The following is a 24,494-nucleotide window of genomic DNA, read 5'->3' as shown; positions in this document are numbered from 1 at the left end:
GCCTCACCGGACGGTCCGTTAAAGGATGTCTTTTCGGGTTGCGAGCCTAGCAGCGCCGCCGACCCGGGCCGTCACCGCACCCCTGTGGCAACCAGCGGTTCGCGGCGGGTCGGCGAGTTGTGTCCGACACACCCGCGGACAAGGTGCGGGTTCGGCGCGATCGGGCCGCATAGGCCCCGCACCAGGGAGTTTTCGACTACGAATCCCGACAACCCGGACATGGCTCAGGCAACCGCGCAGCTATGAATTGGACCGATCGGTCTTCTACTGACGCTCGGCCTTTCCCCATCGCTGGGAGGAAGCTCACAGTGTGCGAGCTGCCGATCCGCCCGTCGAGTCCCGCTTGGCGGCAGGTCTTCATACACCGTAAACCGGTCTGTGCGATGCTCGGAGAGTGAGCAACGAAGCCGACTTCACCGAACCTGCCCGCGTCACCTTCCGCGGCCACGGCGGTATCACCCTCGCCGGTGACTCCTGGGGACCCCAGGACGGACCACTGGTGGTGTTCCTGCACGGCGGTGGCCAGACCCGCCATTCCTGGAAGGATTCCGGGCTCGCGCTGGCCAAGGCCGGAATGCACGCGGTGCTATTGGACGCGCGCGGGCACGGGGACAGTGAATGGGCTCCCGGCGGCGATTACACCCGCGCGGCCATGGTCGAGGACCTCATGACGGTGCTCGAGCAGCTCGGCAAGCCCGGATTCGTGGTCGGGGCCAGCATGGGCGGGCTCACCGGGCTCATCGCCAGCGCGCATCCGCAGCATGAGCGCATCACCGGACTGGTGCTCGTCGACGTCGTTCCCCGCCCCGAGGTCGCGGGCGTACAGCGCGTGATCAGCTTCCTGGGCAGCAATCCCGAGGGTTTCGCCAGCCTCGAGGAGGCCGCCGACGCAGTGGCCGCGTACCTGCCGCATCGCCGTCGTCCGCGCAATCCCGAAGGGCTGCAACGCAATCTGCGTCAGCGCGAGGACGGACGCTGGTACTGGCACTGGGACCCGGCCATGCTGGGCGGTGATCGCGGCGAACAGATCGACGTGCACACCAAGGCGCTGGAGGATGCCGCCCGGCAGCTGACCATGCCGGTGCTGCTGGTGCGCGGCGCGCTCTCAGATGTGGTGAGCGAGGAGGGCGTGCAGTCCTTCCGCGCACTGGTGCCGCATGCCGAATACGCCGAGATCGGCGCGGCCGCGCATACCGCGGCCAGCGATGCCAATGACGAATTCACCGATGCCGTGGTCGATTTCGTGCGCGCGCACGTGAGCGTGGCCTGAGGACTAACAGTCCCCCAGCATTCGATCGAGCAGGTGGCGGATCAATTCGACCACCTGCTCGCGGGTGTGAGAGCCGATCAGCACGCCCTGGGTGATGCTGCCCAGACTGAAGACGATCAGCTGGGCGTCCAATTGCGCGGTGTCGAAAGCCTTGCCGGGCTTGCGATTGCGGCGCAGCTGCTCGGTGAAGAGATTGACCAGGTACAGCGGCGCGCCATGGGTGTCCTCGGGTTTGATGAACTCCGAATTGCTCAGCGCCGCCGCGTGATAGGCCGCCAGCACCAGCGCGTCCGCATGACTCGCGTCATCGAGCGGAAGCAGCGCCAGCGATACCGCCTCGATCACCTCGCGCGGTGGCGCGTCCGCACCCAGCACCCCGACCCGGGCGGCGAACCGCTCCCCCGAATCCACCACCACCGCGAGGTGGGTGGCGAGCAGTAGCTCCCGCTTCGCGCCGAAGTAGTACTGGATCAGGCGTACCGAGATCCCGGCCTCGGCCGCCACCGATTGAAATGTCGCCGCCTCCAGGCCCCCGGCGGCAATGACGCGCCGGGCGGCCGTGGTGATCTCCCGGCGGCGCTGCTCGTGATCGACCAAACGTGGCATGGGGAGTCATGGTACGCCCATACCACGCCACCGATTACACAATTAAGATTGAACAATCTGAATTGAACAATCCAGGTTGTCGATCTACCGTGGAGTCATGACCGATGCCACCGTGACCGTTTCCCGGTCCGCCGCGCGCGCCGCCCGTGACCTCCGGATTCTGGTCGGGCGACTGCGCAGGCGATTCCTGGAGCAATCGGACAGCCGCGAGCTCACCCCGTCACAGCAATCGCTGGTCAGCCGGTTGAGCAAGGCGGACAGTTCGGCCAGCGACCTCGCCACCGCCGAACGGGTGCGCCCGCAGGCGGTCGCGGCCACCCTGAACATTCTCGAGGAACGCGGGCTGATCGAGCGGCGGCCGGATCCGGCGGACCGGCGGCGGCAACTGGTGTCACTGAGCGATGCCGGGCGCGAATTCCACGAAGGCAGGCGGCGCGCGGGCGACGAGTGGCTGGCCACCGTCATGCAGGAGAAGTTCAGCGAGGACGAGCGGCGCATCGTGCTCGAGGCGCTCACGCTGCTGGAAAGACTCGGGCAGGAATGACTTCGGTTCTCACACGGCGCGGACGGGCGGCGTCCGGGGACGGCTTCGATCGCTCCCTGCTCACCCCGATGTTGCTCGGGACGATTCTCAATCCGATCAATTCGTCGATCATCGCGGTATCGCTGGTGCCGATCGGGGTGGCGCTCGGCGCGCCCGCCACCGAGACGGCCTGGCTGGTGTCGGCGCTGTATCTGGCCACCGCCATCGGACAGCCCGTGGTCGGGCGGCTCATCGATCTGTTCGGACCGCGGCGGCTGTTCCTCGCCGGGGCGACGCTCACCGGAATCGCCGGTGTGCTGGGCGCTTTCGCACCCGCGCTGTGGGTGCTGGTGGTAGCGCGGATCGTGCTCGGATTCGGTACGTGCGCGGGATATCCCGCGGCGATGTACCTGATTCGCGGTGAAGCGGACCGCACCGGCAAGGACAGCCCGGCGGGCGTGCTGACCGCGCTCGCGGTGGCGGCACAGACCATCGTCGTGATCGGACCGCCCCTGGGCGGCCTGCTGATTCACGTCGGCGGCTGGCGCGCGACCTTCGCGATCAATATCCCGCTGGCGGTGGCCTGCCTGGTCGCGGGACTGCTGTGGCTGCCGAAAACCGCTATGCCGCAGCGGGACCGGAGCTCCGGACTCGACTTCCCCGGTATCGTCCTGTTCACCGCGCTACTGCTGACCGCACTGCTGTTCCTGATGAATCCGCAAGCCGCGCACTGGTATCTGCCGGTCCTGGCCGTCGCGGCCGGAGCCGCGCTAGTGATGCGCGAACTTCACACGCCCGCACCATTTCTCGACGTACGCGTACTGGGCGGCAATTTCCCACTGCTGGCCACCTACGGCCGGGTAATGCTGACCAGCACAGTCGGCTACTGCTTCCTCTACGGGTTCACCCAGTGGCTCGAATCCGGCCGCGGCCTGAATCCCGGTGCGGCCGGGCTCATCCTGCTACCCCTCTCCCTCACCGGTATCGCGGTCTCGGCCATCACCGGCCGCCGCGCGGTGATTCGCGGCAAGCTGATCGTCGGCGCGACGGCCCAAATCGTCGGCTGCACAGTCCTTCTGCTCATGCCCGGCCACGCCCCCATCTGGCTCCTGCTCACGGCCGCCTGCGTCATGGGCATCCCGCAGGGCCTCAACAGCCTGGCCAATCAGAACGCCGTCTACTACCAATCCACCCCGGACCGCATCGGATCCTCGGCCGGACTGCTCCGCACCTTCAACTACATCGGCGCGATGATCGCCGCAGCAGCGGGCGGCGCATTCCTCAACACCGGCGGCAGCCCGGCCGGATTACACCACCTCGCGATGTTCATGCTCGCCGCCGCGACCCTATTCCTCGCATTGACCCTGGCCGACCGTTCCCTACGCTCGGTGGGGCGAGCCGCCCGACAACCCTGAATCACCGCGAAGCAGCGGACGGACCCGCGAAGGTGCGACGGTAGTCGCGGGGTGGAATGCCGCGGCGCAGGGCGAACTGTTCGCGGAAGACCGCCGCGGTACGGTAGCCGACCCGATGGGCGATGCGTTCGATCGGGAGGTCGGTCGTTTCCAGGAGTTCCTCGGCGAGATCGAGGCGCTGGGCCAGCAGCCAGGCATGCGGGGTCGCGCCGGTGGCGGCTTTGAAGCGGCGGGCGAAGGTGCGCGGGCTCATGACAGCACGAGCCGCCAGTTGCTCGATGGTGAGGGAGGCGTGCAGGTGCGCCCGCGCCCAGGTGATGGTCTCGGCGAGCCGATGGTCATCGCCGTCGGCGGGCACCGGGGCCGAAATGTATTGGCCCTGACCGCCTTCCCGGTGCGGCGGGGTGACCAGGCCGCGCGCGATCTCATTGGCGAGCGCAGCGCCGTGCTCTCGCCTGATCAGGTGCAGGTACAGGTCCAGACCGGCGGTCGCGCCCGCGCCGGTGACAATGGAGCCCTGGTCGAGATAGAGGGCTTCGGGGCGAATGCGCACCGCCGGATAGGCTTTCGCGAATTCGTCCGCGTACTGCCAGTGCGTGGTGGCTTCCAGACCGTCGAGCACACCGGCCGCGGCCAGCAGGAACACCCCGGTGCAGTTGGCGGCGAGGGTGATTCCGCGCAGATGGGCCGCGCGCAATGCCGTCAGGACTTCCGGTGCGGGCACCGTGCGGTAGTCCGCGCTCGGCAGGATCAGCACCAGGTCGGCGGTGTCTATGAGCTCCAGACCATTACCCACCTCGACGGTGAGCCCGAGATCGGCCGTGACCAGACCCGGCCGATCCGTGCAGAGCGCGATATCGAAATCAACTGCGCCAGAAGTTCTTCCGAAGACAGCGGCGAAGGTGCCCAGACCGAGGGTCGTCACCCCGGCCGGAGCGTAGGCGACGATCCGGCGCATGCTCACGATCCCATGGTGGCAGAAAACCCGCGATAGGTGTCGTTCTGGACAGTGTCCCCGCGACCGACGCCACGACAGGGTCGGAATATGCACTCGGACAACGGGAGAGATGCCATGGCGGAACAGCGGGAAGAGGTCATCCTGGTCACCGGGGCCACCGGAAACCAGGGCGGGGCAGCGGCGACGCGGCTACTCCGGGCGGGATGGCGGGTGCGGGCGCTGACCCGCGATCCGATGAGCACCCGAGCGAAGGCGCTGGTAAGCGCCGGATGCGAGATAGTGGCGGGCGAGCAGTCCGATCGCACGGCCTTGGATATCGCAATGCGTGGCGTCCATGGGGTTTTCAGCGTGCAGCCGGGCGCGCTGGCCGCATCGCCGGTGCCCTATGACGAGGAAATCGCCTGGGGCCGGAAGGTGGCGGACGCGGCATCGAATGCGGGTGTGGCCCATCTCGTCTACGCCTCGGTCGCGGGCGCACAGGACAGCGCGGGAATCGCTGTGTTCGAACCCAAACTGCGAATCGAGCGGTACATCAAGGAGATCGGGGTGCCCGCGACGATTCTGCGCCCGGTGTCGTTCATGGAGAACTACGCCGATGCGTGGACGGACTCGCAGGCGCTCGCGACACCGCTCGATCCCGCGGTGCCCGAGCAGCTCATCGCGCTCGCCGATATCGGCGCTTTCGTCGCCTTCGCGTTCGGCGATCCCGGCCGGTACCTCGGGCGCACCGTCACCATCGCCGGTGATCAGCTCACACCACCGGAGATCGCCCGGGCGCTGAGCGCGGCGGCGGGCCGGACCGTCGATTTCGTGCAGATCCCGATCGACGCGGTCCGAGCCGGGCACGGGGACTTCGCCGATGTCGTCGAATTCCTCAATCGGCGCGGTGGGTATCGGGCGAGTATCGCCGAAACCCGGGAACTCCATCCGGCGGCGCTGACCTTCGAGCGATGGCTCACCGCGCGTCACAGCGCGGACGCTTGAACATCATCTCGATAGAACGTATGTTCGATCTCATGTCGACGCCATTGCAGGGATCACTGCTCGATGGGTTCGGGGAGCTCGAAGTCGGGGCGCTGGGCGGACTCCGACGCACCGTGCTGAGCGCCGGGGCCTGGGTGGATGTGCTCCCCGGGTGGTTGAGCGGAGCCGACACACTGTTCGAGCGGCTTGCGGCCGATGTGCCGTGGCGGGCGGATCGGCGTGCCATGTACGACCGGGTGGTGGATGTGCCTCGGTTGCTGGCGTTCTACGAGCAGGGGCAGGGGTTGCCGGATCCTGTTCTGGACGAGGCTCGCGATGCTCTGAGCGAGCACTATCGGGGTGAGCTCGGAGAGCCGTTCACCACGGCGGGACTTTGCTACTACCGGGACGGGAATGACAGTGTCGCCTGGCATGGCGATACCTCGGGGCGTGGGGCCACGCACGACACCATGGTGGCGATCGTGTCGGTGGGCGCTGCACGAGCGTTGCTGCTGCGGCCGCGCGGAGGCGGGGAGAGTCTGCGGTATCCGCTCGGGCATGGGGATCTCATCGTGATGGGTGGATCCTGCCAGCGGACTTGGGAGCATGCGATTCCCAAGACGCGGCGGCCGGTGGGGCCGCGCATCAGCATTCAATTCCGGACGCGCGGCGTGCGCTGAACTCCGGATCGCGAACCGCGCGGAATGGAAACCGATCGGTTCGGGTTCATTCGCTGCGCAAGCAGACAGTGCGCGAGGAGTGATGCGATATGGCGAGTTTCGAACTCGGTGGCAGCCTTCCGGTGAACCGGATCGGTTACGGCACCATGCGATTGGCCGCCGCGCCGGAACCCGGTTACGACGCGGGGATGGGGCATATCTGGCGGGCGCCCGCCGATCGGGAGGCGGCGATCGCGGTGCTGCGGCGTGCGGTGGAACTCGGGGTGAACCTCATCGATACCGCCGATTCGTACGCGCTGGGCGAGAACGAGGAGCTGGTCGCGGAGGCGCTGCACCCCTATCGGGATGATGTGGTGATCGCGACCAAGGTGGGCGTGGTGCGCCCGTCACCGACCGAATGGGTACCGCTCGGGCATCCCGCCTATCTGCGTCAGCAGGCCGAATTGGGTTTGCGGCGACTGAAACTCGACCAGATCGACCTGTTGCAACTCCATCGCGTCGATCCGGACGTACCGCTCGAAGATCAGATCGGCGCGCTGCGGCAACTGGTGGACGAGGGCAAGGCGCGCCATATCGGGCTCTCCGAGGTAGGCGTCGAGGAATTGCGCGCGGCCCAGCAGATCACGCCCATCGCGAGCGTGCAGAACTTGTACAACCTCGGGGCCCGGCAGCACGAGGATGTGGTGGATTACACCGCGGCACAAGGGATCGCGTTCATTCCGTTCTTCCCCGTCGCGATGGGCGCGCACGCGGCGGCGGACGGCCCGCTCGCCGCCGTGGCCGCCGAACTCGGCGCGACAACCGCACAGACATCGCTGGCGTGGCTGCTGCGCCGTGCGGACAATATCCTGCCGATTCCGGGCACCACCTCCATCGCGCACCTGGAGGAGAACACCGCGGCGGCCGCCGTGCGGCTCTCCGATGCGCAGTTCGAACGGCTCTCCGCCATCGCACCGGTGGGTGTGGACGCGTAATAGCGCAGTGCCGCAGGCCGTTTCAGGGTCGGCGAGCGAATTCCGGAGCGTGTTCGGCGAGCAATCCGCGCGCCACCAGGTAGGGCGGGAGACTGCGCAGGACGGGCAGGCGGCGGAAAACGCGAAGAGCCAGTGGGGTATTCGCGGAATTCGAGATATTGAGCTTGCCCGCCACCGCGGGTGCGATGGCCCGGGCGTGCGCTATGCGCTGCATGCCCTGGATGACCCGGGTCGGAACGGCGCGGCGGCGCTGCACCCGGGCCAGATCGGAGGTGCCGACCGTGCCCGAGATCAGTTTCGGGGCAAGGATTCTCGCCGCCGCCACACCGTCCTGAATGGCCAGGTTGATACCCACTCCCCCGACCGGTGACATGGCGTGCGCGGCGTCACCGATGCAGAGCAGGCCCGGGGTGTACCAGCGATCGAGCCGATCGAGTTTGACATCGAGCAGTTTGACCTCGTCCCAGCTCCGGACCGCGTCCACGCGATCGAGCAGCCAGGGTGCGGCGGCGGCCATATCCCGCAGGATCCCGGTCACCGGATGCTGTTGCCGCACAGCCGAATCGCTGCCCTTGGCCAGCAGAATCGCGCACTGCCAGTAATCGCCGCGGTCGAGCATGATGGCGAACCGGTCGGCGGTGAGCACCGGGACCGCGCCCGCCGGGTCGATATCGTGCCGCGGAACCCGCATCCACCACACATCGAACGGGGTCTGCCAGGAACGCACCGGCAGCCCCGCCGCGGCGCGCAGGGTCGAGCTCCGGCCGTCGCACGCGACGGTGAGGTCGGCGCGAAGTTCGCCCGCGGCACCGTCTTCGGTGCGATAGCGCACCCCGGCGACCCGGCCGTTCTCGCGCAGCAGTTCGGTCGCCTCGGTGTTCATGCGCAGCCGGAAGGTGGGTTCGGCATCGGCCGCGTGCGCGAGCAGATCCAGCAGATCCCACTGCGGCACCATGGCGATGTACTTGTACCGGCCCGGTATGTGCTCGAACGTGGCCAGGGTCCGCATGCCCCCGGCGATCGGGATCTGCACCGAATTCAACCGGCGCTGCGGCAGTTTCGCGAACTCCTCGTGCAGGCCGAGTTCATCGAGTAGTTCCAGGGTGGTGGGGTGCACGGTGTCACCGCGGAAATCGCGCAGGAAGTCCGCGTGTTTCTCCAGCACCGTCACCTCGACGCCCGCGCGCGCCAGTAGCAGCCCCAAGATCATGCCCGCCGGGCCACCACCGGCGATGAGACAGGTCGTATCTTTCATCGGGCACCCCTCCCGAGCGATAACAATCGGTCAGGTCAAGGGTAGGCCGAAAAAGCCTGGTGGTCGGGCTGATCTACCGATCCCGGTAGAGGATGAAGAAGTACGGATCGCGCAGACCGCGCTTGTCCATGACCCCGAGCAGGGTGTCCTCGTCCACCCGCCGGAAGATATCGATGATCGGCAGATCGTCGTAGATCATTGCGGCGCTGGACTTTCCGCGGAATTCCAGATTGCGCAGCCGGGCGCGCGGGGTCTTGGTGCGCAGCGCCAGGCGCAGCACACCGAGCGAACGGCGCACCGGCCCCAGCGTGGCGACCGGCACCTTGCCCGCGAGGAAGAGCGGGACACGGCGCGGGTCCACCGGGAAGATCTGCCCGTCGGGGGCGCTGAAGAGCAGCGGCTGCACCGCATCGGCGCTGTCGAACTGCTTTCCGTACCAACCGGATTCGACCAGCATGCCCTTCCAGGGATGGTCGGTGTCCAGTTCGGCCCCGCGCCAGCGGCCGACGGTCACCTCCTCCACGCGCGCGGCGGGCAGCCCGTCGAAGAACTGCCAGGCCTGTTCGGGGGTGCATCCGGCGGATCGCAGTTCCGCCAAACGCGCCGTGGCACTCGATACCGATTCACCGATGGCCATCCGCGGCCTCCTTGCCCGAGTGGATGAAAGATTCTGACTCACAATATCTCAGGGCCTCGGCGGGCTTCCCGCCCCTAGGCTGACCGCATGCCGACACAGCTCGCCGCCCACGTACACGCCGCCAATCGACTCACCGCGCGCTGGTGCGAGCGGGCGGGCACGGACGATTTCGTGCTGTCCGGATGCGGTGTCTGGCCGCTGCTGGCACTGCTGGCGGCGACCGCCGATGAGCCCGTGCGATCGGAACTCGCTGCGGCGGCCGGAGTTTCGCCCGAGACCGCACATGCGCAGGCGCTGGCCATGCTGAAGACGCTCACACACGCGGATTCGATCTCGGCGGCGCTGGGGGTCTGGGTGCGCCACGATGTCCGACTGCGGGACGAATGGTTGCGCGCGCTGCCACCCGGTACCGCCGATGTGCTCGGCGGCCAGGCTCAACTGGACGAGTGGGCGAGCAAGTACACCGATGGATTGATCGAGCGATTTCCCCTGCGGATCGACGCGAACACCCTGCTGGTGCTGGCCACCGCGCTGGTGGCGCGCACGCGGTGGCACTCGGCTTTCACCGAGATCCGCATGGAGATCACCGAGGGACCGTGGCGCGGATACGCCGCGACCGGGCTCGATCGCTCGACGCGCGGCGGCAGGGATGCGAGTGTGCTGGAAACGCCACGGCCGGTCACCCGGGTCGTCGTGGAAGGCACCGGCGATCTGGATGTCCATCTACTGCTCGGCGACGACACCCCGGGCGAGGTGCTGCGCGCCGGACTCGCCGCCATCGACGGCACGGTGCCCGCGCGCACCGGATTGCCGGCGGGAACCGACGCCCCCGGGTTGACCGTACGCGAGATCGAGAGCACCAGCCGGTCCGATATCGAACGAATTCTGCTGCCCCCGTTCACCGTTCGCTCCCTACACGATCTGTGCGAGCAGCCCGGGCTGTTCGGTTTGACCACGGCGCTCAACGATGGCCGCGGGCACTTCTCCGGTATGTCCGACACCCCGCTGGCCATTCAGGCCGGAGCGCAGGACGTGTACGCGAAATTCAGCGCGACCGGTTTCGAAGCGGCGGCGGTCACCGCGTTCAGCATTCAGCCCGGCGGGATGCCCCCGCGCGATCGGTTCACCATTCGGTACACCGAGGTGACCTTCGATCGGCCGTTCGGATTCCTGGCGGTGCACCGGCCGACGGGTGCGGCCGTGGTTGCGGGCTGGGTGGCGCGACCACCCGTCTAGCGTTTTAGTCCCATTGACAAAATACTTCCCGAAAAGGGTGGCGCTCCACGTTTTAGTCTCCTAGGCTAAAACACATGACGACGGTACGAGACACAGCGGAGGCGATCCGGGCGGCCAACCGGCCCGAAGACCTGTTCGGTACCGCCACAGCCGATTCCGCCACCCGCGCCGAGGGACGGCGGCGCTATCACCGGCTCGCCGCACAGGTGCATCCGGACCGCGCCACACCCGGTGAGATCAACCTGGCGCGCCGGGCATTCGAGCGCCTCACCGAGCTGTACCGGCAGTGGTCGCAGGCCGATGACAGCGCATCGCGAGTGACCGGGGCGCGCGGAACGTATCCGATCGGCGCACTGCACGCCCGCGGCTCGGTCGCGGACCTCTACCGCAGCGGCCGGGACCGGATCGTCAAGATCCCGCGGCACGGCGCGGCCAACAAACTGCTCGCGGCCGAACGAAACGCGCTGCGAGACATCGCGATCGTCACCGCCGAACACGAATGGCTGCGGCCGTACTTCCCGGTCCTGGCCGACACCGTCGATCACCTGGACACCGATACCGGCGAACAGCGGACGGTGAACGTGCTCGACGCGCTCACCGACGGCTTCGTCACCCTCGCGGATGTGCACGCCGAATATCCGGACGGCCTGGACCCGCGCGATTACGCGTGGATGCACCGGCGGCTGCTGCGCTGCCTGTCCGGTGCGGCGCTGGCCGGATGGGTGCACACCGCCATCTGCCCGGCCAATGTGCTCATCCATCCGGCCCAGCACGGGGTCGTCCTGGTCGGCTGGTCCTTCGCCACCCGCCCGGGCGCGGCCGCCACCGCGACCCTGGGCTCGCTCGACTATCCACCGGAGATCCGCGATGCGGTCTCCCCCGCCACCGATGTCCACCTCGCACACCGGCTGATGCTCACCATGCTCGGCCGCCACGCTCCCCCGGCGATGCGCTCCTTCGCCGCGGGGTCCATGCAGTCCGATCCGCGGCTGCGCCCCGACGCCGCCGACCTGCTCGGCGAATTCGACGATCTGCTCGACCGGCTTTACGGACAGCGCCGCTTCCGGCCCTTCGAGCTCACGAAAGGACAGTGATCACCATGGGTTACGGAAACTGGGACGACAGCGCCTACGACGCCGCCCGCACCTTCCGCGCCGCCCGCGGCCTCGACGATTTCGGCTACACCGCGGATATGCGGTCGCAGCCGTGGGACGACTGGAAGGCACACCCCTCGCTCGACCCCAAGGGCGTGAAGTTCCGCGAATCCCGCGATTCGGATGATCACGGGAACTCGCTGCCCATCGCGGTGCTCTTCGATGTCACCGGATCCATGGGCGCGGTGCCGCGCATCATGCAGGAGAAGCTCGGCAAACTGCACGGACTGTTGCAGCGCAAGGGATATGCCGAGGATCCGCAGATCATGTTCGGCGGTATCGGCGACGCGGACTCGGACCGAGTTCCCTTGCAGGTCGGACAGTTCGAATCCGACAACCGCATGGACGAGCAGCTGCGGCTCATCTTCCTGGAGGGCAACGGCGGCGGGCAGAAGTCCGAAAGCTATGAACTGGCCGCGTATTTCATGGCCCGGCACACCGCCACCGATGCCTGGGACAAGCGCGGGCAGAAGGGCTATCTGTTCATCGTCGGCGATGAATTGAACAAGCCGCGCTTGGCTTCTCGGCACATTCGCCGCGTCATCGGCGACAAGGTGGACCGCGATATCACCGTCGAATCGGTGTTCCGCGAGGTCGCCGACCGCTGGCACGTGCACTACATCCTGCCCAATCAGTCCAGCTACTACAACGATCCGGAGATCTCGGACTACTGGCGCGGACTGCTCGGCGAGCGATTCCTGCGGCTGGACGATCCGGCGGCGGTGTGCGAGCTCATCGCGCTGACCATCGGCATCGGTGAGGATCGCATCGATCTCGGTGCGGGACTGGCGGATCTGCGCGATATCGGTTCGGTCGACGAGGCCGACGCGGTCGGCAAGGCGCTCGCCCCCATCGGGGCCGCACGGCGCACCCGCAGCGCCGGGGCGCTGCCCGCCGCCACCGGCGACGATGACGTCGACTTCGGAAACTAGAAGGGAGACAACCATGTTCGGCGATCGCCACCTGATAGTGGTCGACCTCGGGTTCGGCGATGCCGGCAAGGGGGCGACGGTGGATTGGCTCTGCGCGCCCTCGACCGGGCTCGATGTGGCGGCGGTGGTGCGCTTCAACGGCGGCGCGCAGGCCGCGCACAATGTGATCGCCGGCGGGCGGCATCACACCTTCAGGCAGTTCGGGTCCGGCACCCTGTCCCGGGTGCCGACCCTGCTGTCGCGCTACATGCTGGTCGAGCCCATCGCGCTGGCCGCCGAGGCGCGAGCGCTGGAACTGCTCGGGATCGCCGATCCGCTGTCACTGGTGTCCGTCGATGAACGAGCACTGCTCACCACCCCGATCCACGGGGCCGCCAACCGCTGCCGGGAAGACACGAGGGGTGCTGCCCGGCACGGTTCGTGCGGAATCGGGATCGGGGAGACCGCGAGCTACGCGCTCGAACACGACGCGCCGCGGGTGGCGGACTGCCTGCGGCCGGATGTGCTGCGGCGCAAGCTGATCGCGCTGGAGCAGCATTACGCGCCGCTCCTCGCGGACAGTGCGCACGGATACGACGCCATCGACGATCTCGTCGACGTGTACACCGAATTTGCCCGCGCCGTGGCGATTCTGCCGGGCGATCAGCTGGCCGCGATCGCCGCACAGGGGCGATTGGTATTCGAGGGCGCGCAGGGGGCGCTGCTGGACGAATGGCGCGGGCTACACCCGTACACCACCTGGTCGACGGTGGAACCGCGCAATGCCCGAGCCATGCTCGCCCGCATCGACGCGCCCGGATACGTCCTCGGCGTCACCCGCAGCTATTTCACCCGGCACGGTGCGGGACCGTTCCCCACCGAGGACGCCGAACTGTCGATTGCCGAGCGGCACAATGGAACCGGGGCCTACCAGGGCGAATTCCGGCGCGGGCATCTGGATCCGATCCTGCTTCGCTATGCCGTGGAGGCCTGCGGCGGTGTGGACGGACTGGTGGTCAACCACCTCGACGCGATCGGCGATATCCGCACGGCCACGGGCTATCTCACGCCCGAGAGCTATGTGGACCGGCTCGATCTCGGGGCCTGGCAGGATCTGGTCCACCAGCGCCGGTTGACCGATCTGCTGAATCGCGCCACACCGGTGCTGGCCGACCTGCCCGCCGATGTGCCCGGATACCTCGAGGCCGAACTCGGCGTGCCGGTGGTGCTCACCGCGAACGGTCCGGATCGCGCCGATCGCACCCCGGCAACAAATCGGTCATTTCGCCCAACTCGGGCCGAACACGCGAATCCTCCCCCGGCTACGGCATGATTGACCACTTGTGGAGCAACAATCCGCGGTATCCATCGATGTGATCGCCCTGCGCTACGGGCGCGATGACGCCACCGTCACGGTGGGCGTCGCGCCCCGGCGCTGGGAACCCTTCTCCGGCGAACTCGCTCTGCCCGGCGTGCTGCTCGGCCGAGGTGAACGCCTGGAAGCGGCCGCCCGGCGCGCCGTGCACACCAAACTCGGTGTGCCCGAAGACGCCATCCGCGCCGTCGGCCAGCTGGTCACCTTCGACGAGCCCAACCGCGACCCGCGCGGACCCACCCTGTCCATCGCCATGTGGGCGGTCATCGGCGACCACGACGGCGATACCGCCGAATGGGCCAACTTCGAGCGAATGCCACACCTCGCCTTCGACCACAATCGCATCGTCGACACCGCCCGCGGGCTCTTCGCCGAAATGCTGTGGAAGCACCTCGAATTCACCCGGCCCCTGATCGGCGAACAATTTCCGGCCACCCGCGCCGTCGAACTGACCGCCGCGCTGGAAGGTGCCCGGCCCGATCCGGGGAACCTCAACCGCACGCTCGCCGCGCTACCGGGCCTGACGCGCACCGGCGACCGCATGCGCGTCAAAGCCACCGGGCGACCGGCCGCGGTCTGGGCGTTCGAAGCCGAGTAGACATCCCGCCCTGTTCAAGGCATTTCATGAGGTGAGCACCGAATTTCGGTGCGGGTGGGCCGCTTTCGTGAGTCCCGGCGTATCTGACACGCGAGCCTCACATATTTAGATGCGCATATCTACGTCTAGGTATGTTCATGGCAGAACCTCCCGGATGCCAGCCCGGCAATCCGGGATCAGGCCGAGGGCGTGCTCGTCAGCACCGACTTCACCAGTGCGCGAATGGCATTGCGCAGGCGCTCGGTCTCCCCCGCTCGGACCATGGCACGCGCTACTTCCGAGCCGACCGAGCTGAAAAGCAGGCGGCCCGCCGCCTCCGCGTCCAGATCGGGGCGAGCTTCGCCGAGCAGATCGGTGATGTGACGGTCCCAGGTGCCGTGGAATTCGGCGGTGCGGGGGTGCGGCGGAATGGGCGCGCCCGTATACGCGGCCATGAGCTCGACATTCTCGGCCATCATGACGGTCATCGCATCGAAGAAGGCGAGCAGGCGATCACCGGCGGACGCGCCCGGCCCCAGCGGCGGCGGGCCGGTGCTGATCCCGGCCAGCAGCGCCTCGGCGGGCTCGGCGACCAGCGCGTGCAGCAGCCCCGCGCGACTGCCGAAGCGATGAAAGATGGTGCCTTTACCCACCCCGGCCGCCGCCGCGACCCGGTCCATGGTGATGGCGTCCGCGCCGAATTCGGCCAGCAGCGCGCGGGTGGCGTCCAGAATCGCGCGCCGATTGCGCGCGGCATCCGCGCGTTCCTTCGGCACGACACGCTCTTTCGCCGCGACGCGTTCCGTCGATGCGGCGTGTTCGTTCGACGCGTCGGACCGATTCGGCGCAGCGCTCTCCCCCATCGACGCAGGCTGCTCAGCTGGCATTTCCTCGGCTTTCATTGACAACTTGACCGACGGTCCATATCGTAGCGACGCATAACTGGACCGTCAGTCAATTTATGAGGTTTCGATGCAGGCAATCCTATTGACCACCACCGGTGCACCCGACGTCCTGGTGCCGGATGAGGTCCCCACACCGCGGCCCGGAGCGGGACAGGTACTCGTGCGCAACGAGGCGATTCCGGTGCTGTATCCGGAGACCATGCTGCGGTCGGGGGCCTTCCCCATTCCGCTGGAGAAGCCGTTCGTATTCGGCACCCAGGCCGCTGGCGTGATCGTGGAACTCGGTGACGGCGTCGACCCCGCACTGCTCGGACAGCGGGTGATCGTGGCGAGCGACAGCTTCGGCACCTACGCCGAATTCGTGTGCGTCCAGGCCGAATCCGCGGTGCGCATTCCGGACGCGCTCTCCTCGGTCGACGCCGCCGCGCTGACCATGAGCGGATCGGTGACCGTTCCGCTGCTGGCGGCCGCCAAACTCACCGGCACCGAGACCGTGCTGATCGAGGCCGCCGCAACGGGAATCGGCGGCTATCTCACCCAGCTCGCCAAGGAGGCCGGGGCCGCGCGCGTCATCGCCACCGCGGGCGGGCCCGAAAAGGCCGAGCGCGCTCGCGAATTCGGCGCGGATCTGGTGATCGACCACCTCGATCCGGAATGGCCCGCGCGCCTGCGCGAAGCACTCGGCGATGCGACCATCGACGTGGTGTTCGATTCCATCGGCGGCGAATCCGCCACTGCGCTACTGGATCTCATGACCCCGCTGACCGGTCGCATGCTCAGCTACGGTTTCCTGTCCGGCGCACCCGCGCAGGTCACCGCGATGGACCTGATCATGCGCGGTCTCACCCTGATCGGCTGCTCCGGTCCGGCCTGGCTCGCCGGTGTCGCGAACTCGCGCGCCGCCGCCCTGGAGCTCGCGGCGACGGGATCGATCACCCCGCTGGTGGATCGCGTACTGCCGCTCGACCAGGCCGCACTGGCCCACCAGCTGCTCGATCAGCGCGCCGCCAAGGGAACGATTGTGCTGCAACCTCGTTAGCCCGATCGCCCGCCCCGCCCGGCGGCCTCGGAATCGCGGGACGGATCGACACGCTGTGCTGTCCGGCGACCCGGCGCGCAGACCGGCCAAACCTTCCGATTCGGGCGCGGCGTCCGCATAGAGTGCGTAGACGACAGCGGCGCGGCATCCCACCGGAAGCGAGACTCCATGAGCTCCTCGAATACCGTCCTGATCACCGGCACCTCCACGGGTATCGGCCTGGCCACCGCCATAGGGGCGGCGCGCGCGGGCTGGCAAACCGTGGCCACGATGCGCGATGTGGGGCGCGCGGGGGCGCTCATGGACGCGGCCAATGAAGCGGGCGTGGCCGGGCTGATCCGTGTGGAGGCCCTGGATGTCACCGATTCCGGCTCGGTCACCAACTGCGTGCAGAAGGTGATCTCCGATTACGGGCGACTGGACGCGGTGATCAATAACGCCGGGGCCGGATTCGTCGGGACCATCGAGCAGACCGGCCTCGAGCCGGTGCGAAATGTCATGGAGGTCAACTATTTCGGCGTGGTCGCGGTGACGCACGCCGCCATGCCGCATCTGCGCGCGGCGGGCGGGCGGTTGATCACCGTGACCAGCGTCGGCGGGGTGATCGGGCAGCCGTTCAACGAGGCGTACTGTGCGGCCAAATTCGCCGTCGAGGGTTTCATGGAGGCGCTCGCACCGGTCGCGGCGACCGTAGGGGTGCGGGTCCATGTGATCGAACCCGGTGCGGTGGCAAGCGAATTCGTGGCCAGCCAGGGCATCGACGTCCCGGCCCTGCTCGCCGCCGCCGGACCGTACGCGCCGGCGCTGAAGTTCTATGTCGAGCGCACCCAGCAGGCGTTCCGCAGCGCCCAGACCCCGGAGCAGGCGGCGGTCCCGATCATCGCGGCGCTGACCGACGACGAGGCGCCGTTCCGGGCGCAAACCTCCTCGTGGGCACGGGGATTCACCTCCACCAAACTCGCCGATCTGGATGGCGCGGCGGTTCAGATGGTCACCTCGAGCTGGGTCGAGAAGCACGATCACGTCGGCGCGGATCACTAGCGTCGAGAAACACCCGGTAGAACGGCAATGAGCGCCATCCGGATTCCGGAGGCGCTCATTCGCTGTGGCATAGCGGCTCTCAGCCGGTGATCTCCCATTCGTACACGGTGAGTTCGGACGCTCCGGTCGTATGAATGGGGTCGGTGAAGACCAGATCCCGTGCGGCGTCCAGGCTTTCGGCGAGAATCACGTACGCCCCGCCGCTGTCATCGGTGAACTTGCCGGTCTCGACCAGCTGCCCGCGCGAGCGGACGCGATCGAGCCAGTCCCGATGCGGCTGTGCCACAGCCGGATCGAAGCGCGGGGTGCGCATCGCCAGCACCAAGTACTTGCGCACCCTGCGCCTCTCCCTTACCTACTTGTCGTCGTCGCGCGGTGCGCGAGTCGCCGCCGCGGCCGCCCGGACCTGCGGTGCGACCTGCACCACCTGGCCGAGCACACCGTTGATGAACGAGGGGGAATCATCGGTGGAGAGCTCCTTGGCGAGCTCGACCGCCTCATCCACCGCCACCACGGGCGGAACATCATTGGCGTGGAACAGTTCCCACACCGCGACCCGCAGAATCGCGCGGTCCACGGCGGGCAGCCGGGACAGCGCCCAATCCTGCAGATAGGACTCGATGGTGCCGTCCACCCGATCCAGATCGTCGGCGACGCCTTCGACCAGGACCCGGGTGTAGGGGTTCACCGGGGCCACCGAATCGTCCCGCACGGAGAGCGAGACGCGTTCGGACAGCAGATCGGCCGGGTCGATATCGCGGGCCTCGGCTTCGAAAAGCAGATCCACCGCACGTCGGCGCGCCTTGTGTCGCGCACCCAGCTTCTTGAAACCGGCGGACTTCTTGTCCGGGGGTTGGTTGGCCACGGTCACCATTATCCGCGCGTCAGGAGTTGACGCGGCTGATGTAGGAACCGTCGCGGGTATCCACGCGCAGCTTGTCACCCTGGTTGATGAACAGCGGCACCTGGATCTCGGCGCCGGTCTCCACGGTGGCGGGCTTGGTGCCCGCGCTGGAGCGGTCGCCCTGCAGGCCCGGCTCGGTGTGGGTGACGATGACGTCGATGGCGACGGGGAGCTCGACGAACAGCGCCTCGCCCTCGTGCATCGCGATCTGGACCTGCATGTTCTCCAGCAGGAAGCCGGCGTTCTTGCCGATGGTGCCTTCCTGCAGGTGAATCTGGTCGTAGGTCTCGCCATCCATGAAGATGAAGTCCGAGCCGTCGTGGTACAGGTAGGTCATATCGCGACGGTCGACGGTCGCGGTCTCCACCTTGACGCCCGCGTTGAAGGTCTTGTCGACGACCTTGCCGGAGACGACGTTCTTCAGCTTGGTACGCACGAAGGCGGGACCCTTACCCGGCTTGACATGCTGGAATTCGACGATCTGCTGCAGCTGATTGTCGATCTTCAGCACGAGGCCGTTCTTGAAGTCACTGGTGTCCGCCACTGTCCTGCGATCTCCTGTTTGTCGGTCAACCGGCGTCAGTCGACGACGGTCAGGTCTTTGCTGGTGCGGGTGAGCAGCTCCGGGCCCCCCTGGCGAACCACGAGCGTATCCTCGATCCGGACTCCGCCGCGGCCGGGGAAATACACACCTGGCTCGACGGTCACCGCCACGCCATCGAGAAGTGTACCCGTGCCGGTTTTGGCGATTCCGGGCGCTTCATGAATCTGCAGGCCGACCCCGTGCCCGAGACCGTGCACGAAGAGTTCGCCGTGGCCCGCCGCCTCGATGACCGAGCGAGCGGCCGCGTCCACCGCGCGGGTGGAGATACCGGGGGCGAGCGCTTCGCGGCCCGCTTTCTGCGCGGCGTAGACCAGGTCGTAGATCTCCCGCTGCCAGTCCGAGGGCTGGCCGAGCACATAGGTTCGGGTCATATCCGAGTGATAGCCGTCGACCATCGCGCCGAAATCCAGCTTCACGAAATCGCCCCGAGCCAGCACCGCATCGGTCGGACGATGGTGCGGGACGGCCGAATTCGCGCCCGCCGCCACGATGGTCTCGAAGGCCACCGCGTCCGCGCCGTGCTCGAACATGAGCCATTCCAACTCGCGCGCCACCTGGCGTTCGGTGCGGCCGGGACGCAGGCCACCGCGCTCGAGCAGGGTCGCCAGGGCCACATCGGCGGCATCGCAGGCGGCTTGCAGGCGGCCGACCTCGAAGGCGTCCTTCACCATGCGCAGCTGTTCGACCAGCCCCGAGACCGGGACCAGATCCAGGCCGGTGGCCTGGGAGACGAAACCGCGATGCTGTTCGAAGGTGACGATATGGCTTTCGAAGCCGACGCGGCCGGTCTGCCACTCCCCCGCTATCTCGACCACGCGGCGCGCGCTGGCGCGATTGATCTCGGCGCGCAGATCGGGCACCTGTTCGCCGACCTGGGTGGTGTAGCGGCCGTCGGTGCAGATGACGGTGCGGTCGGCATCACTGCTCCAGGCGTAGACCAGTAGCGCGGCATTCGATCCGGTGAAGCCGGTGAGGTAGCGGATATTGATCAGATCCGTGACCAGTAGGGCATCGACGCGGTTCTCGACGAGCAGGTTGCGCAGGTTGGCCCGGCGCTGCGCGTAATTGGGGCGCGCGCCCGGATCGGGAGCAGCAGACATGCGTCCAAGCTACCGCCGACACGCCGCAACACCGACACGCAACACGTTGATCGGCGGGTGTAGGAGAAAGCCCGGTTGTTCACATGTCAAGTGGTTCTCCACATTTCGTGATTCCGCGGCCCGCGGCGGCATCTCGGAGAGCAGGCTCGAAAGTATGGAATCGCCGCCGCTGTTCATCCTCGCGATCTGGTGCGCACTGCTCAGCTACTTCGATCTGCGGGCGCATCGGCTGCCGAATCTGCTCACCCTGCCCGGGGCCGTCGCGGTGCTCGGATACGGATTCGTCACCGGGCGCGGCACACTCGCGGTGCTCGGGGCGCTGCTCCTGGCGGTTCCCTATCTACTGGTACATCTCTGCGCACCCGGGGCGCTCGGGGCCGGGGATGTGAAACTCGCCCTAGGACTGGGTGCGGCCACCGCACTCGGCGGCGCGCAGTGCTGGGTCTGGGCGGCGCTGGCCGCACCGGTGCTCACCGCCCTCGCCGGGGTCGGCTCGATCACCTCGGCAGCGGTCCGACCGGGCACTATGCCCGGACCGAAGCTACCGGCCGGAACGTTTTCCGGCGGTGCGATCGGTACCGTCGCACACGGCCCGGCCATGTGCGCGGCGAGTGTGGTTGCGCTGCTTGCCACACGGTGACGAGCGTCATGCTCGGACCACGTGTCCGGGCAGGCGCATTGACATGGAAGGATGTAACCCGTGTTGCGCTGGATAACTGCCGGAGAATCCCATGGCCCCGCTCTCGTCACGATCCTCGAGGGGATGGTGGCCGGTGTCGAGGTGAGCTCTGCCGATGTCGCGGCGCAATTGGCGCGCCGGCGCCTGGGCTACGGGCGCGGCGCTCGAATGAAGTTCGAGGCCGATGTGGTCACCCTGGTCGGCGGCGTGCGCCACGGCCGCAGCATGGGCGGGCCGATCGCCATCGAGGTCGCCAATTCCGAATGGCCCAAGTGGACCCAGGTCATGTCCGCCGATCCGGTGGACGAGGCCGAACTCGCCGAACTGGCGCGCAACGCGCCGCTCACCCGGCCGCGGCCCGGGCACGCCGATTACTCCGGCATGCTCAAGTACGGCTTCGACGACGCCCGCAATGTGCTCGAACGCGCCAGCGCGCGGGAGACCGCAGCGCGCGTCGCGGCGGGCACCGTGGCCAAGAACTTCCTGCGGCAGGCGCTCGGGGTCGAGGTGATCTCGCATGTGGTGTCCATCGGAACCGCCGCGAACACCACCGGTTTCGTGCCGACCGCCGCCGATCTGGACGCCATCGACGAGAGCCCGGTGCGCTCGTTCGACAAGGACGCCGAGGCCGCCATGATCGCCGAGATCGAAGCCGCCAAGAAGGACGGCGACACCCTGGGCGGTGTGGTCGAGGTCGTGATCGAGGGGCTGCCCGTCGGCCTGGGCTCGTTCACCAGCGGTGAGGCGCGCCTGGATTCGCGACTCGCGGGCGCGCTCATGGGAATTCAGGCCATCAAGGGTGTCGAGGTGGGCGACGGTTTCGAGACCGCGCGCCGGCGCGGCAGCCAGGCGCACGATGAGATGAAGCCCGGTCCGGATGGCGTGCTGCGCTCGACCAATCGCGCGGGCGGTCTCGAAGGCGGTATGACCAATGGCGAGGCGCTGCGCGTGCGCGCGGCCATGAAGCCGATTTCGACCGTGCCCCGGGCACTTTCGACCGTGGACATGACCACCGGCGACGAGGCCGTCGCCATTCACCAGCGTTCGGATGTGTGCGCGGTGCCCGCCGCCGGTGTGGTCGCCGAGGCCATGGTGGCGCTCGTGGTGGCGCAGGCCGTACTGGAGAAGTTCGGCGGAGACTCGCTCAACGAGACCGTCGACAACATCACCAGCTATGTGAAGCGAATCAACGCGCGCCCGCACGTGCCCTCGGGCAACGCGCCACAGTGACCGGGGAAACCGGCCAGCCGCTGAGTGTGGTGCTGGTCGGTCCGCCCGGTGCGGGTAAGTCGACGATCGGCCGCAAGCTCGCTCGTGAACTCGGGCTGGACCTGTATGACACCGATGCCGGGATCGAGGAACAGACCGGCCGCACCATTCCGGAGATCTTCGCCGAGGATGGCGAACCGGAGTTCCGCCGCATCGAGGAACAGGTGGTGCGCGAGGCGGTACTGGCCGGGCACGGCATCATCTCGCTCGGCGGCGGTTCGGTGCTGTCCGCCGCCACCCGCGAGATTCTGCGGGGCCGCACCGTGGTCTACCTGGAAATCAGTGTGGGCGAGGGCCTTCGCCGCACCGGCGCCAGCACCAATCGCCCGCTGCTGAACGGCGATGATCCGGCCGCCAAATACCGCGAACTCATGAAGATCCGCCGCCCCCTCTACCGCGAGGTGGCCTCGGTCCGCGTCCGCACCGACGGCCGCAGCCCGGGCCGCGTGGTCCGCATGATCCTGGCCAAGCTCGGCCTGGAATCGGTACTGCCGCAGGAGGAAACCACCCCCGGCACCCCGCCCCCGATCGTAGAACCCGGCGATTCGACCCGCACCCGATCCCGCCGACGCCGCCGTCGCGGCCGCGGACGCGGCGACAAATCCCCCGACCCCCAGCCGAATACCCCCGCGTCCGAAGCGAATTCGGACCCGCGCGACAACAACATCACCACCATCGACTCCCCGGCGACCACACCGGACGCACCCGCCGCCACCGAGGACTCGAAACCCGCCCGCCGCAACCGCCGTTCGCGCCGCCGCAGCCGCCGCCCCGCCGGCCCCGCCGCCGCGAGCGGCACAGATTCATCCACCGTGTCGGGCACCGGGCCGGTCGAATCGGCGAGCAATGTCCTCGACTCCGGTGCCAGTGCGCCGGAGGGCGGCACCTCACTGACTGAGAGTGTCACTGCCGCAGGTGAACTCACTGGGTCGGGTCCGGTCGCCAGCTCGAGTAGGGGCCGTCGGCGCGGGCGTGGGTCACGCAAGCGAGGGAACGGCTCGGTGGAATCCGGACGTGACACCGCGGCCGGGTCCGCGATTGCCACCGAGAGCGCCCCAAGCGTTTCCGAGGCCGAATCCGCTGGTGGACAGCAGGGTTCGACGGCCGGGCAGCAGGGGTCGGTGGCTGGGGAGCCGGGGGCGGGGCGGTCGCGGCGGGCCAGGGCGCGGCGGGCTCGGGCCCGGGCGCGCGGGGAGCAAGCAGAACTATCCGTACGAGAAGAATCGGAGCAGCATCCATGAGCGAGCCGACCCGTATCGAGGTCCGCACCGCCGATCCGTATCCGGTGATCATCGGGCGCGGCCTGCTGGGTGATCTGGTGGAGCAGGTGACCGGGCGCAATGGTGTGCGCACGGTCGCCATCTTCCATCAGCCGCCGCTCGCCGAGACCGCCGAGGTGGTGCGCAAGGCACTGGCGGACAAGGGCATCGACGCGCATCGCATCGAGATCCCGGACGCCGAGGACGGTAAGGATCTGGCCGTGGCCGGATTCTGCTGGGAGGTGCTGGGCCGGATCGGGCTGACCCGCAAGGATGTCATCATCAGCCTCGGCGGTGGCGCGGCCACCGATCTCGCGGGCTTCGTCGCCGCCACCTGGATGCGCGGGGTGAGCATCGTGCACGTGCCCACCACGCTGCTGGCCATGGTCGACGCGGCCGTGGGCGGTAAGACCGGCATCAATACCGAGGCGGGCAAGAATCTGGTCGGCTCGTTCCACGAACCGCACGCGGTCATGGTCGATCTCGCCACGCTGGAAACGGTGCCGCGCAATGAGATCGTCGCGGGCATGGCCGAGATCATCAAGGCCGGTTTCATCGCCGACCCGGTCATTCTCGAACTCATCGAACGCGATCCCGAAGCCGCGCTCGACCCGACCGGTGAGGTGCTGCCCGAACTGATTCGGCGCGCGGTGCAGGTCAAGGCCGATGTGGTCGCCGCCGATCTCAAGGAATCGGATCTGCGCGAGATCCTGAACTACGGCCATACCCTCGGCCACGCCATCGAGCGCCGCGAGCGCTACCGCTGGCGTCACGGCGCGGCCGTATCGGTCGGCTTGGTCTTCGCCGCCGAACTCGGCCGCCTGGCCGGTCGCCTCGACGATGCCACCGCCGAACGCCACCGCACCGTGCTGGCGAGCGTCGGACTGCCCACCACCTACGACGCCGACGCGCTCCCCCAACTGCTGGACACCATGCAGACCGATAAGAAGACGCGCTCGGGCATGCTGCGTTTCGTGGTGCTGGACGGTCTGGCCAAGCCGGGCCGCCTGGAAGCCCCGGATCCGTCCCTGCTGGCCGCGGCCTATTCGGCCATCGCTCGCGAGGCCACCCCGGGCGGCAGTACCGCCATCCTGCTGTAGCGAAAGCCTTCGCCCACAACGGGTTTCATACAAAAAGAACGCCCGCGGTCGATATCGACC

General features: G+C 67.9%; 25 protein-coding genes and 1 pseudogene. 17 read left to right on the top strand and 9 right to left on the bottom strand.

All coding sequences use genetic code 11. The features are described 5' to 3' along the window. The first annotated feature begins 394 nt into the window (after positions 1-394). Positions 395-1,270, top strand: a complete 876-nt coding sequence (locus ACFC4D_RS08680; protein ID WP_376062281.1) for an alpha/beta fold hydrolase — start codon at positions 395-397, stop codon at positions 1,268-1,270. Positions 1,271-1,273: 3 nt separating this feature from the next. Here the strand turns inward: ACFC4D_RS08680 and ACFC4D_RS08675 are convergent, their stop codons facing one another. Beyond that, complete coding sequence (locus ACFC4D_RS08675; protein ID WP_375953433.1) at positions 1,274-1,876, bottom strand: TetR/AcrR family transcriptional regulator; 603 nt, start codon at positions 1,874-1,876, stop codon at positions 1,274-1,276. 97 nt (positions 1,877-1,973) lie between these two features. Between ACFC4D_RS08675 and ACFC4D_RS08670 the strand changes: the two genes are divergently transcribed. Continuing rightward, positions 1,974-2,420: a MarR family winged helix-turn-helix transcriptional regulator gene (locus ACFC4D_RS08670; RefSeq protein ID WP_376062280.1), complete on the top strand. Its 447-nt coding sequence runs from the start codon at positions 1,974-1,976 to the stop codon at positions 2,418-2,420. Then, positions 2,417-3,814, top strand: coding sequence for an MFS transporter (locus tag ACFC4D_RS08665; RefSeq protein WP_376062279.1), 1,398 nt, complete (start codon positions 2,417-2,419; stop codon positions 3,812-3,814). The genes ACFC4D_RS08670 and ACFC4D_RS08665 overlap by 4 nt, the downstream gene beginning before the upstream one ends. A 1-nt stretch (position 3,815) precedes the next feature. On the opposite strand, the gene ACFC4D_RS08660 is transcribed toward ACFC4D_RS08665, so the two are convergent. Further along, complete coding sequence (locus ACFC4D_RS08660) at positions 3,816-4,772, bottom strand: GlxA family transcriptional regulator (RefSeq protein WP_376062706.1); 957 nt, start codon at positions 4,770-4,772, stop codon at positions 3,816-3,818. 114 nt (positions 4,773-4,886) lie between these two features. Here ACFC4D_RS08660 and ACFC4D_RS08655 point away from each other — a divergent pair, with 114 nt between their 5' ends. The 3 genes from ACFC4D_RS08655 (at position 4,887) to ACFC4D_RS08645 (ending at position 7,389) form a co-directional block, all read left to right on the top strand. Next, complete coding sequence (locus ACFC4D_RS08655) at positions 4,887-5,756, top strand: NmrA/HSCARG family protein (protein WP_376062278.1); 870 nt, start codon at positions 4,887-4,889, stop codon at positions 5,754-5,756. Between the two features lie 32 nt (positions 5,757-5,788). Then, the gene (locus ACFC4D_RS08650; RefSeq protein ID WP_375953441.1) at positions 5,789-6,415 is read left to right on the top strand and encodes an alpha-ketoglutarate-dependent dioxygenase AlkB; all 627 of its coding nucleotides are present in this window, start codon (positions 5,789-5,791) and stop codon (positions 6,413-6,415) included. Positions 6,416-6,504: 89 nt separating this feature from the next. Next, on the top strand, positions 6,505-7,389 hold the full coding sequence (locus ACFC4D_RS08645) for an aldo/keto reductase (protein ID WP_376062277.1): 885 nt from the start codon (positions 6,505-6,507) through the stop codon (positions 7,387-7,389). A 22-nt stretch (positions 7,390-7,411) separates the two neighbouring features. On the opposite strand, the gene ACFC4D_RS08640 is transcribed toward ACFC4D_RS08645, so the two are convergent. Continuing rightward, entirely contained in the window at positions 7,412-8,644 is a 1,233-nt protein-coding gene (locus ACFC4D_RS08640; protein ID WP_376062276.1) for an FAD-dependent oxidoreductase, read from the bottom strand. 73 nt (positions 8,645-8,717) lie between these two features. Continuing rightward, positions 8,718-9,281, bottom strand: coding sequence for a DUF4334 domain-containing protein (locus ACFC4D_RS08635; protein ID WP_376062275.1), 564 nt, complete (start codon positions 9,279-9,281; stop codon positions 8,718-8,720). Between the two features lie 87 nt (positions 9,282-9,368). Between ACFC4D_RS08635 and ACFC4D_RS08630 the strand changes: the two genes are divergently transcribed. The 5 genes from ACFC4D_RS08630 (at position 9,369) to ACFC4D_RS08610 (ending at position 14,555) form a co-directional block, all read left to right on the top strand. Further along, complete coding sequence (locus ACFC4D_RS08630) at positions 9,369-10,517, top strand: serpin family protein (RefSeq protein ID WP_376062274.1); 1,149 nt, start codon at positions 9,369-9,371, stop codon at positions 10,515-10,517. A 74-nt stretch (positions 10,518-10,591) separates the two neighbouring features. Then, complete coding sequence (locus ACFC4D_RS08625; protein ID WP_376062273.1) at positions 10,592-11,611, top strand: J domain-containing protein; 1,020 nt, start codon at positions 10,592-10,594, stop codon at positions 11,609-11,611. Between the two features lie 5 nt (positions 11,612-11,616). Further along, the gene (locus ACFC4D_RS08620) at positions 11,617-12,603 is read left to right on the top strand and encodes a hypothetical protein (RefSeq protein ID WP_364632444.1); all 987 of its coding nucleotides are present in this window, start codon (positions 11,617-11,619) and stop codon (positions 12,601-12,603) included. Between the two features lie 13 nt (positions 12,604-12,616). Continuing rightward, entirely contained in the window at positions 12,617-13,915 is a 1,299-nt protein-coding gene (locus ACFC4D_RS08615) for an adenylosuccinate synthetase (protein WP_376062272.1), read from the top strand. A gap of 10 nt (positions 13,916-13,925) precedes the next feature. Continuing rightward, entirely contained in the window at positions 13,926-14,555 is a 630-nt protein-coding gene (locus tag ACFC4D_RS08610) for an NUDIX domain-containing protein (RefSeq protein WP_375953452.1), read from the top strand. 176 nt (positions 14,556-14,731) lie between these two features. Here the strand turns inward: ACFC4D_RS08610 and ACFC4D_RS08605 are convergent, their stop codons facing one another. Continuing rightward, positions 14,732-15,310: a TetR/AcrR family transcriptional regulator gene (locus tag ACFC4D_RS08605; protein WP_375953454.1), complete on the bottom strand. Its 579-nt coding sequence runs from the start codon at positions 15,308-15,310 to the stop codon at positions 14,732-14,734. Between the two features lie 196 nt (positions 15,311-15,506). Between ACFC4D_RS08605 and ACFC4D_RS08600 the strand changes: the two genes are divergently transcribed. Both ACFC4D_RS08600 and ACFC4D_RS08595 read left to right on the top strand, forming a co-directional pair. Beyond that, positions 15,507-16,478 carry a zinc-binding alcohol dehydrogenase family protein gene (locus ACFC4D_RS08600; protein WP_375953456.1) on the top strand — a complete coding sequence of 324 codons (972 nt, stop codon included), beginning with the start codon at positions 15,507-15,509 and terminating at the stop codon, positions 16,476-16,478. A 168-nt stretch (positions 16,479-16,646) separates the two neighbouring features. Next, positions 16,647-17,519, top strand: coding sequence for an SDR family oxidoreductase (locus ACFC4D_RS08595; RefSeq protein WP_376062271.1), 873 nt, complete (start codon positions 16,647-16,649; stop codon positions 17,517-17,519). 79 nt (positions 17,520-17,598) lie between these two features. Here ACFC4D_RS08595 and ACFC4D_RS08590 read toward each other — a convergent pair whose 3' ends face one another. Genes ACFC4D_RS08590 through ACFC4D_RS08575 form a run of 4 tightly spaced genes read right to left on the bottom strand, consistent with a single transcriptional unit; the run spans position 17,599 to position 20,127 of the window. Beyond that, entirely contained in the window at positions 17,599-17,856 is a 258-nt protein-coding gene (locus ACFC4D_RS08590) for a YciI family protein (protein ID WP_376062270.1), read from the bottom strand. A gap of 18 nt (positions 17,857-17,874) precedes the next feature. Continuing rightward, on the bottom strand, positions 17,875-18,384 hold the full coding sequence (gene nusB, locus ACFC4D_RS08585; RefSeq protein WP_364632430.1) for a transcription antitermination factor NusB: 510 nt from the start codon (positions 18,382-18,384) through the stop codon (positions 17,875-17,877). 19 nt (positions 18,385-18,403) lie between these two features. Beyond that, a complete protein-coding gene (gene efp / locus ACFC4D_RS08580) occupies positions 18,404-18,967 on the bottom strand; it encodes an elongation factor P (RefSeq protein ID WP_364632428.1) in 564 nt (187 codons plus the stop codon). A gap of 35 nt (positions 18,968-19,002) precedes the next feature. Then, a complete protein-coding gene (locus ACFC4D_RS08575; RefSeq protein ID WP_376062269.1) occupies positions 19,003-20,127 on the bottom strand; it encodes a M24 family metallopeptidase in 1,125 nt (374 codons plus the stop codon). Between the two features lie 154 nt (positions 20,128-20,281). Here ACFC4D_RS08575 and ACFC4D_RS08570 point away from each other — a divergent pair, with 154 nt between their 5' ends. The 4 genes and pseudogenes from ACFC4D_RS08570 to aroB all read left to right on the top strand — a co-directional run bounded on the left by ACFC4D_RS08570 (position 20,282) and on the right by aroB (position 24,434). After that, on the top strand, positions 20,282-20,767 hold the full coding sequence (locus tag ACFC4D_RS08570) for a prepilin peptidase (protein ID WP_376062268.1): 486 nt from the start codon (positions 20,282-20,284) through the stop codon (positions 20,765-20,767). Positions 20,768-20,827: 60 nt separating this feature from the next. Next, positions 20,828-22,036: a chorismate synthase gene (gene aroC, locus ACFC4D_RS08565; RefSeq protein WP_376062267.1), complete on the top strand. Its 1,209-nt coding sequence runs from the start codon at positions 20,828-20,830 to the stop codon at positions 22,034-22,036. Between the two features lie 20 nt (positions 22,037-22,056). Then, positions 22,057-22,548, top strand: a pseudogene (locus ACFC4D_RS08560) (shikimate kinase); the annotation flags it as partial. Between the two features lie 764 nt (positions 22,549-23,312). Further along, positions 23,313-24,434 carry a 3-dehydroquinate synthase gene (aroB, locus tag ACFC4D_RS08555; RefSeq protein ID WP_364632420.1) on the top strand — a complete coding sequence of 374 codons (1,122 nt, stop codon included), beginning with the start codon at positions 23,313-23,315 and terminating at the stop codon, positions 24,432-24,434. The last annotated feature ends 60 nt before the right edge of the window (positions 24,435-24,494 follow it).

Source organism: Nocardia sp. NPDC056000, from assembly GCF_042269265.1.
In the GTDB taxonomy this organism is placed as follows: domain Bacteria; phylum Actinomycetota; class Actinomycetes; order Mycobacteriales; family Mycobacteriaceae; genus Nocardia.
This window is presented reverse-complemented; position numbering and strand designations above follow the sequence as displayed.